Source organism: Stenotrophomonas sp. C9D9 (genome assembly GCF_056491205.1).
The window spans coordinates 795,270-807,903 of sequence record NZ_JBSZIF010000004.1; the positions used below are offsets into that span (position 1 = coordinate 795,270).

At 68.2% G+C, this 12,634-nt stretch carries 7 protein-coding genes and 3 pseudogenes; 6 read left to right on the top strand and 4 right to left on the bottom strand.

What is annotated here, in order from left to right; genetic code table 11:
* Positions 1-436 precede the first annotated feature (436 nt).
* A complete protein-coding gene (locus ACXI0D_RS09115; RefSeq protein WP_479642505.1) occupies positions 437-2,536 on the top strand; it encodes a glycosyl hydrolase family 18 protein in 2,100 nt (699 codons plus the stop codon).
* A 115-nt stretch (positions 2,537-2,651) separates the two neighbouring features.
* On the opposite strand, the gene ACXI0D_RS09120 is transcribed toward ACXI0D_RS09115, so the two are convergent.
* Both ACXI0D_RS09120 and xerD read right to left on the bottom strand, forming a co-directional pair.
* The gene (locus ACXI0D_RS09120) at positions 2,652-3,434 is read right to left on the bottom strand and encodes a DsbC family protein (RefSeq protein ID WP_479642506.1); all 783 of its coding nucleotides are present in this window, start codon (positions 3,432-3,434) and stop codon (positions 2,652-2,654) included.
* Positions 3,435-3,534: 100 nt separating this feature from the next.
* Positions 3,535-4,512 (bottom strand): site-specific tyrosine recombinase XerD, encoded by a 978-nt coding sequence (xerD, locus tag ACXI0D_RS09125; RefSeq protein ID WP_479642507.1) that lies wholly within the window; start codon positions 4,510-4,512, stop codon positions 3,535-3,537.
* 56 nt (positions 4,513-4,568) lie between these two features.
* Here xerD and ACXI0D_RS09130 point away from each other — a divergent pair.
* Positions 4,569-5,061: pseudogene (locus ACXI0D_RS09130) on the top strand (RDD family protein).
* Positions 5,062-5,154: 93 nt separating this feature from the next.
* Here the strand turns inward: ACXI0D_RS09130 and lptG are convergent.
* Both lptG and lptF read right to left on the bottom strand, forming a co-directional pair.
* Entirely contained in the window at positions 5,155-6,261 is a 1,107-nt protein-coding gene (lptG, locus tag ACXI0D_RS09135) for an LPS export ABC transporter permease LptG (protein WP_119007465.1), read from the bottom strand.
* Positions 6,258-7,340 (bottom strand): LPS export ABC transporter permease LptF, encoded by a 1,083-nt coding sequence (gene lptF, locus ACXI0D_RS09140; protein ID WP_014035922.1) that lies wholly within the window; start codon positions 7,338-7,340, stop codon positions 6,258-6,260. The genes lptG and lptF overlap by 4 nt, the downstream gene beginning before the upstream one ends.
* A 104-nt stretch (positions 7,341-7,444) precedes the next feature.
* On the opposite strand from lptF, the gene ACXI0D_RS09145 reads away from it, so the two are divergent.
* The 4 genes and pseudogenes from ACXI0D_RS09145 (at position 7,445) to ACXI0D_RS09160 (ending at position 12,501) form a co-directional block, all read left to right on the top strand.
* Positions 7,445-8,923 carry a leucyl aminopeptidase gene (locus ACXI0D_RS09145; RefSeq protein ID WP_049443097.1) on the top strand — a complete coding sequence of 493 codons (1,479 nt, stop codon included), beginning with the start codon at positions 7,445-7,447 and terminating at the stop codon, positions 8,921-8,923.
* Positions 8,924-9,005: 82 nt separating this feature from the next.
* Positions 9,006-9,430 (top strand): annotated as a pseudogene (locus ACXI0D_RS09150) (DNA polymerase III subunit chi).
* Positions 9,431-9,449: 19 nt separating this feature from the next.
* Positions 9,450-9,641, top strand: coding sequence for a YqaE/Pmp3 family membrane protein (locus ACXI0D_RS09155; protein ID WP_049443096.1), 192 nt, complete (start codon positions 9,450-9,452; stop codon positions 9,639-9,641).
* Between the two features lie 33 nt (positions 9,642-9,674).
* Positions 9,675-12,501 (top strand): annotated as a pseudogene (locus tag ACXI0D_RS09160) (valine--tRNA ligase).
* The last annotated feature ends 133 nt before the right edge of the window (positions 12,502-12,634 follow it).

A 12,634-nucleotide genomic window follows, 5' to 3' on the forward strand; every position in this document is an offset into this window, starting at 1 on the left:
TTTCTGTTCTGTCTTTCGTGGCTGACCGCGCAGGAACCTGTCAGGGGCCGGGTGGGTGGGCTGCGCAGGGGCGCGAGCCGCATGGATGCGGCGATCGAGCTTACATGGACGTACTTGCAGCGTCCCCTGCGCAGCCCACCCACCCGGCCAACCCTCAGAAACCCGCTTTCAGCAACCCACCCCAGCCACGAGGGGCTCCGCCGATGGCCGCCGACCGCGCGCAGCGCCGCTCTCCGCCCGAATCCCCGAACCATGCGCTTGCTCACGGATTGACCACACGATTGATGACAACGTTGTCCCCACCTGGCGCCGGACTCTCTCCCCGGCCTCCCAGGTACCCCGTCCGCCCCCTCCGTCGCCTTCCCGGGCGACGCCCGGACCTGCGTCACGCGCGGCGCCATCGGGGCCCGCGCGCCTTTTGATCGGAGACTTACCCATGTACGACCCGATTGTGCGCAGTGCCGAACGTGCGACCCGAAGCTGTCGTCCCCGCCGCCTGGCCTGGCTGCTTGCCCTGGCCGCCGGTACCGCCGCCCTGCCCGGCCTGGCGCAGGCCGCCAGCTGTGCCGGCGTGGCCCAGTGGGACCAGGCCAAGATCTACCGGGCCGGCGATACCCTGCAGAAAGGAGGCGTCCTCTATCGGGCGAACCAGGACATCTGGAACGCGCCGCCGGACCATCCGGCCGGTGCGCCCTACTACACCAACCTCGGTGCCTGCGATGGCAGCGGCAGCAACCAGCCGCCGGTGGTCAGCCTGACATCGCCGGCCAACGGCGCCACCTTCAGTGCCGGCAGCACGGTCAACGTGACCGCCACCGCCAGTGATCCGGACGGCAGCGTCGCCAAGGTCGAGTTCTTCCGCGACGGCAGCTCGCTGGGGGTGGCCACCAGTGCGCCTTATGCGGCCAGCTGGGCCAATGCCAGCGCCGGCAGCCACACCCTGCGTGCGGTCGCGACCGACAACAACAACGCCACCACCAGCACCCCGACCATCACCATCACCGTCAACGCCGCCGGTGGCGATACCACCGCGCCGACGGTGCCGGGCGGGCTGGCGGTTGGTACCCGCACCGCCAACAGCATCGCGCTCAGCTGGAGCCCGTCCACCGACAACACCGGTGGCAGCGGCATGGCCGGCTATGACGTGTACCGCAACGGCAGCCTGGTCGGTTCGCCGTCCAGCGCCAGCTATGTGGATGGCGGGCTGACCGCGTCGACCACCTACCGCTACCGCGTACGTGCCCGCGACAACGCCGGCAATGCGTCGGCACAGGGCACCGAGATCAGCGCCACCACGCTGGCCGGTGACGGCGGCACCACCGGCAAGCGGGTCATCGGCTACTTCACCCAGTGGGGCATCTACGGCCGCAACTACCGGGTCAAGAACATCGACAGCAGCGGCTCGGCCGCACGCCTGACCCACATCAACTACGCGTTCGGCAACGTGCGCAACAACCGCTGCGAAGTGGGCATCACCCAGCCGTCGGATCCGAACAGCGGTGCCGGTGGCGATGCTTTCGCCGACTACACCAAGGCCTTCAGCGCCGCCGAGAGTGTCAGTGGCAGCGCCGATACCTGGGACCAGCCGCTGCGTGGCAACTGGAACCAGCTCAAGCAGCTCAAGGCCAAGTACCCGGGCATGAAGGTGCTGATCTCGCTGGGTGGCTGGACCTGGTCGCGTGGTTTCTCCAGCGCAGCGCGCCCGGAAAACCGCCAGGCCTTCGTCGCCTCGTGCATCGACGCTTACATCAAGGGCAACCTGCCGGTGACCGATGGTGCCGGTGGCGCCGGTGCCGCGCTGGGCGTGTTCGACGGCATCGACATCGACTGGGAATACCCGGTGGCCTGCGGCATCGAATGTGGCAAGCCGGAAGACAACGCCAACTTCACCGCGCTGATGGCCGAGTTCCGCCGCCAGCTCGATGCGGTGCGTCCGGGCCTGTTGCTGACGGTGGCGGTGGGTGCCGGCATCGACAAGATCCGCGTCACCGATCCTGCCGCGTACCACCCGTACCTGGACTACATCAACGTGATGACCTACGACTTCCACGGCGCGTGGGATGCGAAGACCAATCACCAGTCGGCGCTGTTCGATTCGCCGAATGACCCGTCCACCGGCGACCAGAAGCTGTACAACAGCAACGACGCCATCGAGGCCTTCATCAGCCGTGGCGTGCCCGCCGCCAAGCTCAACCTGGGCATCGGCTACTACGGGCGTGGCTGGACCGGCGTGGCCAATGCCAACAACGGCCTGTACCAGACCGCAACCGGTGCCGCCCCGGGTACCTACGAGGCCGGCATCGAAGACTGGAAGGTGCTGAAGAACCTGGCGTGGCCGGGCTACACCGACAACACCGCCGGTGCCACCTGGATCTACAACGGCAGCACGCTGTGGAGCTTCGACACCCCGGCCAACATCACCCGCAAGATGGGTTACGTGAAGACCCAGGGCCTGGGCGGCGCGTTCGTCTGGGAGTTCAGCGGTGACGATGCGCAGGGCACGCTGACCAAGGCGGTCAGTGATGGCCTGAAGTAAGCAAAAAGCCGGGGATGCGATACGCATCCCCGGCCTCGAATCTGTAGAGCCGAGCCATGCTCGGCTGCCTCATGCGGAACCGCAGTCGAGCATGGCTCGACGCTACAGTTCCGCGTCAGCGCTTCTCGGACAGCTTGTCCAGCGCCGCACGCAGCTGCGCCGGCGGCAGGTAACCGCCCAGCTGGGTGCCATCCGGCGCGAAGATCGCCGGCGTGCCATTCACGCCCAGCTGCTGGCCCAGCGCGTACTGCATCGCCACCGGGTTGGTGCAGTTCTTGGCCGGCACGCTGCCACCGCGCTTGGCGTTGGTCAGGGCCTGGCGACGATCCGCTGCACACCAGACCGAAATCATGTCGGTGTAGTCCTTGCTGCCCAGGCCCATGCGCGGGAACGCCAGGTACTCGACGGTGATGCCGTTGCGGTTGAGCTCGGCGATGTCCTGGTGCAGCTTGCGGCAGTAACCACACTCGATGTCGGTGAACACGCTGATGGTGTACTTGGCGTTCGGCGCGGCGAACACGATGCGATCGCCGTGGTTGGCCTTGGCCAGCAGGCCACGACGGTAACCGAGCAGGCCTTCACTGTTGGCCGGGCCCTTGGCGCGGGTGTCGTAGGGCTGCGACTGGAACAGGTAACGACCGTCATCGGACACGTACAGCAGCTGTCCGGAGACCACCACTTCGCGGAAGCCGGGGAACGGCGCGGCACCGATGTAATCCACCTGGAAACCCGGATTGAGCGCGGTCAGTGCGGCACGTACCGCCTGGTTGGCCGGCGCGTTGGCGGCCGGGCCGGCCTTGGCCGCAGCGGCAGGTGCCTTGGCGGCCGGCGGGGCCGGCTGGGCGCAGGCGGTCAGGCTGAGCGCACCGAACACGGCGGCGATGGCAAATCGGAGCATGGAGCGATCCGCAACAGAAGAAGATCCCGGATTCTGACACAGCCACCGGAACCGGGCCGCGACGCCCGGCACGGCCCCGGGCAGCGATTCAGCCCGGCGCTCAGCCGCGCGGATGGTGGCGGGCGTGCAGCTTCTGCAGATGCTCGCGCGCCACCAGGGTGTAGATCTGGGTGGTCGACAACGAACTGTGTCCGAGCAGCATCTGCAGCGCGCGCAGGTCGGCACCGCGGTTGAGCAGATGGGTGGCGAAGCTGTGGCGCAGGCCATGCGGGCTGATCCGCGCCGGGTCGATGCCGGCCACCTGCGCGTGGCGCTTGACCAGGTGCCAGAACGCCTGCCGGGTCAGCGCATGCAGCGTCGGCTCGATGAACAACGGCGTCTGCCCATCGGCCAGAGCGTGCACCTTGCCCTTGCCGACCAACAGCGGGCGCGACTGCTGCAGGTAACGCTCCAGCCAATGCTGCGATTCCTCGCCCAGCGGCACCAGCCGTTCCTTGCTGCCCTTGCCGGTAACCCGCAGCACGCCCTGGCGCAGGTTGACCGCCGTGGCCGGCAGCAGCACCAGCTCGCTCACACGCAGGCCGGCGGCATACATCAGTTCCAGCATGGCGCGATCGCGCAGGCCCAGCGGACTGTCGATGTCCGGTGCCGCCAGCAGCGCATCGATCTGGCTTTCGGCCAGCGCCTTGGGCAACAGCCGTGGCAGCTTCGGCGGGTCGAGCAGCGCACTGGGGTCTTCGCTGCGTTCGCCACGGCGCACGCCATCTGCAAAGAACGCCCGCAAGGCCGACAGCAGGCGCGCATTGCTGCGCGGCGACCAGCCATGCCGGGTGCGCCAGGCCAGATAGTCGAACAGCCCGGGACGTTCGATACCGGCCAGGCCACCGTCGCGTCCATCCATCCAGCGCGCCAGTCCTTCCAGGTCGCGCCGGTAGCTGTCGAGGGTGGCGCGGGCCAGGCCGTTCTCCGCCCAGATCGTATCGAGGAAGCGCTGGATGCGCATGCTGTCGTCGGCGCGCAGCTCGGGCAGTTGCTGGACCAGCTGGCGTCGTTCGGCGGGGGTGGAAACGAGGGCCATGCGTGCAGGATACGAGGGCCACTGCGGGCACGGCCAGCTTTGCGTATGCTCGGCGCATGTCCCGCCCTGCCACCGACACGGCCCCTGCGGCCGCTACCGAAATGCCCCGCCCACGTGCCTTGTTGGCCTGGCGCGTGCTGGCGGTGGTCTACGACGCACTGCCGGTGCTGGCGCTGTGGATGCTGGTCGGCACGCTGTTCACCCTCGCCTACACCTTCAGCGGCCACGCGCAGCGCGAGAACATCGCACCGTTCAGTGCCTGGCAGTGGCTGCTGTGGGCGGTGTGCTGGGGCAATCACGGGGTGGTACGCCACGGCCAGCTGGCGCCGTGGCGGACAGACGCTGGGCATGCGTCCGTGGCGGCTGAAACTGCAATCGAGCGATGGCACGCCGCTGCGGCGCGGCCAGCTGTGGCTGCGCTACGCAGTGGGAACGCTGTCACTGCTGCTGGGCGGACTGGGATTCTGGTGGGCCTGGGTCGACCGCGACCGCCTGACCTGGCATGACCGCGCCAGCGGCACCCGCGTAGTGCGCCTGCCGAAGCGGTAAAGCGCTGTCTGTAGAGCCGAGCACGTGCTCGGCTGCTTTCCGCACTGTACGCGACAGCCGGGCACAGGCTCGGCTGCTCTACAACAACCAGAATCAGCCCGATTTGCGCCGGAACAGCAGGCCGGACACCGCCAGCATCACGATCGGCGGCAACGCATAGGCGATGCGGTAATCGAACTTCAGCGCACCGGCCATGCGGCCGAAGAACAACTGCAGCAGCCAGAAGCCCAGGGCGAACAGGATGCCCAGGAACAGGCGCTTGCCCATGCCGCCGCTGCGCAGCGACCCGAACGCGAACGGCACCGCCGCCAGGCACAGTGCCAGCACGTTCACCGGGTAGAACCAGCGGCTCCAGTACACATCCTCGAAATCGCGCGCATCCAGTCCGTTGCGCTGGCGGTAGGCAATGCTGGTGCTCAGCTCGGCCACGCTGAGGTTTCGCGGCTTGGCGATGCCGGTGGCCAGCGCCGCCGCATCCAGCTTCGAGTTCCACGGCTCGCGCGCCACTTCCTGGCGGGCCGCCGAGCGCTCGCCGAAGGTGTCGCGGCGCACCCCGGTCAGCACCCAGCCGTCCTTGTCGTGCTCGGCGGTGGCGGCATGGGTCAACGAGGCGATATTGCCGTCTTCGGCGATCCGGTACAGGCGCACGTCACGCAGGATCAGCCTTGTGCCCTTGTCGCCCACCAGCTGTTCCTCGCCGCTCTGGGCGTTGAGGAAGGTGTCGCCTTCGCGTGCCCATAGGCCGGAGTAGCGGGTGGTGGAGATGTCCCGTCCCCACTTGGCACTGGCCTTCAATGCGTCGGCACGGTCCTGGCCCCACGGGCCGAGCGTCTCGGCGCTGAGCACCATCACCGCGGTCAGCAGCGACAGCGCGATCGCCACCGACACGCTCAGGCGCTTGCGCGACAGGCCCAGCGCACGCAGTGCGGTCAGCTCCGAGGTCGCGGCCAGCTGGCCCAGGCCCATCAGTGCGCCGATCACCGCGGCGGTGGGGAACATCGTGTAGGCGCGGCGCGGCACCGTGTACAGCACCCACGCGGCGGCATGGCCCAGGGTGTAGCCGTTCTTGCCGATGTCCTTGAACTCGCCGGAGAAGGCCATCACCACGTCCAGGCCGACCAGCACCGCCCAGGTCAGCAGCACCGTGGTGAACACCGACTGGCCCAGGTACAGGTCGAAACGCATCGGGCGCAGCCTCATGCGCGGGCTCCCTTCGGGCGGCCCAGGCGGCCATCACGTGCATACATCCAGATCGACAGCGCCAGCAGCGGCAGGGTCAGCCACCACAGGCCCAGCGCAGGGGGGATCTTGCCGTTGGCGATCCAGCCGCTGCCGATGAACATCAGGTTGGTACCCACCATGTAGGCCATCAGGGCCAGCATCATGCGGCCGTAGCGCTGCTGGCGCGGCGAGCTGCGGCCCAGCGGCACGGTCAGCAGGGCAAAGGCCAGCGCGATCAGCGGCGGTGCCAGGCGGCGGTGCAGCTGCGCCTGCGCCTGCGGGCGCTCATCGCCGATCAGCTTCAGGGTCGGCATCAGTTCCGGGTCGTCCTCGGTGCGGGTCTGTGCGCCATCGGGCAGGGCCACGTCGTTGCGGGCAAAGGTCGCCAGGCGGTAATCCAGCGCGCCGGCCACCGGCCCTTCCACCTGGTGGCCGTCGTCCAGCTCCAGGAAGCGCTGGCGGGTGCCCTCGAAGTACATGCGGCCGCTGTTGGCCGACACCACTTCCAGGCGGTCGTCCTTCTGCCGCTGCAGGAACACCTTGCCCAGCTCGGTGCCGTCGGGCGAGATCGAGGACAGGTAGACCACGCCGCCATTGGGCAGCGGCGTGAACCGGCCCGGCTCCAGCCCGGCCATCAGCACGCTGCGGTTGGCCTCGATGATCATCTGCTCGGCCACCCGGCCGGCCCACGGGCCCAGCCACAGCGAGCAGGCGCCGACCAGCAGCACCACCGGCACCACCAGCATCAGCAGTGGCCGCAGCAGCCGCTTGGGCCCCACGCCGATGGCGGTGATGACCGCCATCTCCGAGTCGCGGTACAGCCGGGCCACGGCCAGCAGCAGGCCCAGCATCAGCGCCAGCGGCAGGATCAGCGGCAGGTAGGCGATGAACTGCAGGCCCAGCTGCGAGAACAGCAGCTTGGCCGGCAGGCGCCCGTCGGCGATGTTGCCGAGGATGTCCACCAGCACGCCGCCCACGCTGACCACCAGCAGGACGATCAGGGTAGCCAGGAAACTCTGGACGAAATCGCCCAGCAGGTATCGGTCGAGCTTCAGCATGGGGCGGTGGTTTAAACTCTGGGGTTCGTTCGCGGTGCCGCCCAGTCTACTGTCTGGGCGTAAACGGCCTGCGATTGTACGGACTCGCCAATGGAATCTGCTCAATGGCCCTCGAATTCACCCTGAACCACGTTGCTCCGGCCGCCGCCACCGTTGATTGCCTGGTGGTCGGCGCGTATGCCGACCATACCCTGACCCCGGCCGCGCAGGCCCTGGACGCCGCCAGTGGTGGCCGCCTGGCCGCCCTGGCCCAGCGCGGCGACCTGTCCGGCAAGACCGGCGCCACCACCCTGCTGCACGACCTGCCGGGCGTGACCGCCCCGCGCGTGCTGGTGGTCGGCCTCGGCGAAGCTGCCCGCTTCGGCGTGCCGCAGTACCTGAAGGCCGTCGGCGACGCCGTGCGCGCGCTGAAGGCCGGCGCCGCCCGCAGCGCGCTGCTCACCCTGTCCGAAGTGGCCATCAAGGACCGCGACGCGGCCTGGGCGATCCGCCAGGCGGTGATCGCCGCCGATCACGCTGCTTACCGCTACACCGCCACCCTGGGCAAGAAGAAGGCCGACGATGCCGGCCTGGCCCAGCTGGCCGTTGCCGGTGATGACGCCCAGGCGCTGGCCCAGGGCCAGGCCATCGCCGCCGGCGTCGAGTTCGCCCGCGAGCTGGGCAACCTGCCGCCGAACTACTGCACCCCGGCCTACCTGGCCGAAGTGGGCGTGAAGTTCGCCGGCGAACACGACGGTGCCGAGGCCGAAATCCTCGACGAGACCCAGATGGAAGCGCTGGGCATGGGCTCCCTGCTGGCCGTGGCCCGCGGTTCGGCCAACCGCCCACGCCTGGTCGTGCTGAAGTGGACCGGTGCTGGCGACGCCAAGCCGTACGTGCTGGTCGGCAAGGGCATCACCTTCGATACCGGTGGCGTCAACCTGAAGACCCAGGGCGGCATCGAGGAGATGAAATACGACATGTGCGGTGGCGCCAACGTCATCGGCACCTTCGTCGCTGCGGTCAAGGCCAAGCTGCCGCTGAACCTGGTGGTGGTGGTGCCGGCGGTGGAGAACGCCATCGACGGCAACGCCTACCGTCCGTCCGACGTGATCACCTCGATGTCGGGCAAGACCATCGAAGTCGGCAACACCGACGCCGAAGGCCGCCTGATCCTGTGCGACGCGCTGACCTACGCGCAGCGCTTCGAGCCGGCCGCGCTGGTCGACGTCGCCACCCTGACCGGCGCCTGCATGGTCGCCCTCGGCCACCAGACCGCCGGCCTGATGAGCAAGCACGACGACCTCGCCAACGAGCTGCTGGCCGCCGGCGAGCACGTGTTCGACCGCGCCTGGCGCCTGCCGCTGTGGGACGAATACCAGCCGATGCTGGATTCGACCTTCGCCGACGTCTACAACATCGGCGGCCGCTGGGCCGGTGCGATCACCGCCGGCTGCTTCCTGTCGCGCTTCGCCGAAGGCCAGCGCTGGGCCCACCTGGACATCGCCGGCGTCGCCAGCGATGAAGGCAAGCGTGGCATGGCCACCGGCCGTCCGGTCGGCCTGCTGAGCCAGTGGCTGCTGGACCAGGTCGCCCGCGCCTGATGCCGTACCCGACCCTGGCCGGCCTCCGCCGGCCAGGGCCTCGCCCGGCACTGCCGGGCCCCTGCCTGACCCGGACCCTGCCATGCCCCGCGCCGACTTCTACCTGATCGCCAAGCCCCGCTTCCTGACCGAGCCGTTGCGCCTGGTCTGCGAACTGGCGCGCAAGGCCAACGACGCCGGGCTGTTCACCCTGGTGCTGGCCCGTGACCAGGCCCAGGCCGAGGAACTGGACGAGCTGCTGTGGGCGTTCGACAACGATGCCTACATCCCGCACCAGATCGCCGGGGAAGACATGGACGAGGAAGAGGCCCTGGTACTGATCGCGGTACCCGGCACCGAGGCACCGGCGCGTCCGCTGGTGATCAACCTGCGCGACGAGCCTGGCTGGGCCAGTGCGAGCGCGCGCTGGAAGTGGTTCCGGCCGATCCGGAAGCGCGCGAACCGCTGCGCGAGCGCTGGCGCCAGTACAAGGCCGCCGGGTACGACCTCAACAAGCACGACATGTAAGCCCAGCGAGGACCCCTTGATGCGCCTGCTGATCGCCCTGATTCTTCCCTGGCTGTCCTTCTTCACCATTGGCCGACCGCTGGCCGGCACCGTCTGCCTGATCCTGCAGATCACCCTGATCGGCTGGCTGCCCGCCGCCATCTGGGCCGCCTACGCGGTCAGCCAGTACCACACCGACCAGAAGATCCGGCGCGCCCTCGGGTCGCGCTGATCTCCCTTCCGCCTTGATTACCGGTTCCCCCGCATGACCCAACTCGCCTCCAGCTACGACCCGAAGTCCTTCGAGACCGACCTCTACGAGGCCTGGGAGAAGGCCGGCCACTTCAAGCCGTCCGGCACGGGCGAGCCGTACACCATCCTGCTGCCGCCGCCGAACGTGACCGGCACCCTGCACATGGGCCACGCCTTCCAGCAGACCCTGATGGACGCGCTGGTGCGCTACCACCGCATGCGCGGCTACGACACGCTGTGGCAGGTCGGTACCGACCATGCCGGCATCGCCACCGAAATGGTGGTCAGCCGCAACCTGGCGCTGGAAGGCAAGGGCGAGACCCGCGATTCGCTGGGCCGCGAAGGCTTCATCGGCAAGGTCTGGGAGTGGAAGCAGCAGTCCGGTGACACCATCGAACGCCAGATGCGCCGTCTTGGCACCTCCGCCGACTGGTCGCGCAGCACCTTCACCATGGACCCGCAGCCGTCGGCAGCGGTCAACGAAGCCTTCGTGCGCTGGTACGAGCAGGGTCTGATCTACCGCGGCCAGCGCCTGGTCAACTGGGACCCGGTGCTGAAGACCGCCATTTCCGACCTGGAAGTGGAGAGCGCCGAGGAAGACGGCTTCCTGTGGTCGATCGCCTACACGCTGGATGACGGCCTGAGCTACGAGCACGTCGAGCGCGATGCCGACGGCGTGGAAACCCTGCGCGAAACCCGCGACTACCTGGTCGTTGCCACCACCCGCCCGGAAACCCTGCTGGGCGATACCGCGGTGATGGTGCACCCGGAAGACGAGCGCTACGCGCACCTGATCGGCAAGAGCGTGGTGCTGCCGCTGACCGGCCGCCGCGTGCCGGTGATCGCCGATGATTACGTGGACCGTGCGTTCGGCACCGGCGTGGTCAAGGTCACCCCGGCGCACGATTTCAACGACTACGAAGTCGGCGTGCGCCACAGCCTGCCGATGATCAACCTGTTCACCCCGGTGGCGGCGCTGAATGAAAACGCGCCGGAACGCTTCCAGGGCCTGGACCGCTATGCCGCGCGCAAGGCCGTGCTGGCCGAGCTGGAAGACCTGGGCATCCTGGTCGAGACCAGGGCGCACAAGCTGCAGGTCCCGCGCGGCGACCGTACCGGCCAGGTGATCGAGCCGTACCTGACCGACCAGTGGTTCGTGAAAATGGACGACCTGGCCAAGCGTGGCCTGGAACTGGTCGAGGACGGAAGCATTTCCTTCGTGCCGCCGAACTGGATCAACACCTACCGCCACTGGATGAACAACATCCAGGACTGGTGCATCAGCCGCCAGCTGTGGTGGGGCCATCGCATTCCGGCATGGTTCGATGCCGCCACCGGCAGCTGCTACGTCGGTCGCAGCGAAGAGGAAGTGCGGGCAAAGAACAACCTGGGCAGCGACGTGGTGCTGAACCAGGAAGCGACGTGCTGGAGACTGGTGTCCTCGCAGCTGTGGCCGTTCTCCACCCTGGGCTGGCCGAACGAGCAGACCATGGCCGAGCGCGGCTTCGACCGTTACCTGCCGTCGTCGGTGCTGATCACCGGCTTCGACATCATCTTCTTCTGGGTGGCGCGCATGATCATGGCCACCGACAACCTGGTCGGGAAGATCCCGTTCAAGGACGTCTACTTCACCGGCCTGATCCGCGACGGCCAGGGCCAGAAGATGTCCAAGAGCAAGGGCAACGTGCTCGACCCGCTGGACATCATCGACGGCATCACCATCGACGACCTGGTCGCCAAGCGACCGGCGGCCTGATGCAGCCGAAGATGGTGGAGAAGATCGAGAAGGCCACCCGCAAGGAATTCCCGGACGGCATTGCTGCCCACGGTGCCGATGCGCTGCGCTTCACCATCGCCGCGCTGGCGACCCACGGCCGCGACATCAAGTTCGACATGAACCGCGCCGAGGGCTACAAGAACTTCTGCAACAAGCTGTGGAACGCCAGCCGCTTCGCCCTGATGAACACCGAGGGTGCTGCGTTCACCGGCGTGCCGACCCCGCGCACCGATGCCGAACGCTGGATCCTGGCGCGCCTGGCCGCAGTGTCCACCGAGGCGCAGGGCCCTACTACGCCAACTACCGCTTCGACCTGCTGGCGCAGTGCCTGTACGAGTTCGCCTGGAACGAGTTCTCGGCGACTGGTTCCTGGAGCTGAGCAAGCCGGCACTGAACGGTGCCGACGCCGCCGACGCCGAAAGCACCCGCCACACCCTGCTGTACGTGCTGGAGCGCTGCTCGCCCGCTGCACCCGCTCACCCCGTTCATCACCGAACAGCTGTGGCAGCAGCTGGCGCCGCGCCTGGGCCTGGCCGAAACCACGCTGTCGCTGCGCCCGTACCCGACCGCCGCCGAGTTCGAAGGCGATTTCGCCCAGGCCGAGGCCGACGTGGAATGGCTGAAGGCGGTGATCAGTGCGGTGCGTCGCGTGCGCAGCGAACTGAACGTCGCCCCGTCCAGGCAGGTGCCGCTGCGCCTGCAGGCCGGGCTTGAGCAGGATCGCGTGCGCATTGAACGTTTCAGCGCCTCGCTGTCGTTCCTGCTCAAGCTGGACAGCATCCAGTGGCTGGCCGAGGGCGAAAGCGCACCGCCGGCCGCCGCCGCGATCGTGGGCGAGCTGAAGCTGCTGGTGCCGCTGGAAGGCCTGGTCGATCTCGATGCCGAGCGCGCGCGCCTGGACAAGGAGATCAAGCGCGTGGAAGGCGAGCAGGAAAAAAGCGAAACCAAGCTGGCCAAGTTCACCGACAAGGTGCCACCGGCGGTGGTCGAGCAGGAACGCGTTCGCCTGGTCGACTGGAACACCCAGCTGGCCGGCCTGCGCGAGCAGCGCGCGAAGCTGTAAGCACCGCGCTCTGGTGCGTGCCAACCAAGGTTGGCACCTGCCACGGCGGGAGAGGTTGGCACCTACCGAAGCGGAATCGGAAACGCCGGGCGATGCCCGGCGTTTCCATTTGCCCCGCATGGCATCATCGGCG

Coding starts and splice junctions, on each gene's coding strand:
- ACXI0D_RS09115 (WP_479642505.1), top strand. CDS start 437: ATGTACGACCCGATTGTGCGCAGTGCCGAACGTGCGACCCGAAGCTGT.
- ACXI0D_RS09120 (WP_479642506.1), bottom strand. CDS start 3,434: ATGCTCCGATTTGCCATCGCCGCCGTGTTCGGTGCGCTCAGCCTGACC.
- xerD (WP_479642507.1), bottom strand. CDS start 4,512: ATGGCCCTCGTTTCCACCCCCGCCGAACGACGCCAGCTGGTCCAGCAA.
- lptG (WP_119007465.1), bottom strand. CDS start 6,261: ATGAGGCTGCGCCCGATGCGTTTCGACCTGTACCTGGGCCAGTCGGTG.
- lptF (WP_014035922.1), bottom strand. CDS start 7,340: ATGCTGAAGCTCGACCGATACCTGCTGGGCGATTTCGTCCAGAGTTTC.
- ACXI0D_RS09145 (WP_049443097.1), top strand. CDS start 7,445: ATGGCCCTCGAATTCACCCTGAACCACGTTGCTCCGGCCGCCGCCACC.
- ACXI0D_RS09155 (WP_049443096.1), top strand. CDS start 9,450: ATGCGCCTGCTGATCGCCCTGATTCTTCCCTGGCTGTCCTTCTTCACC.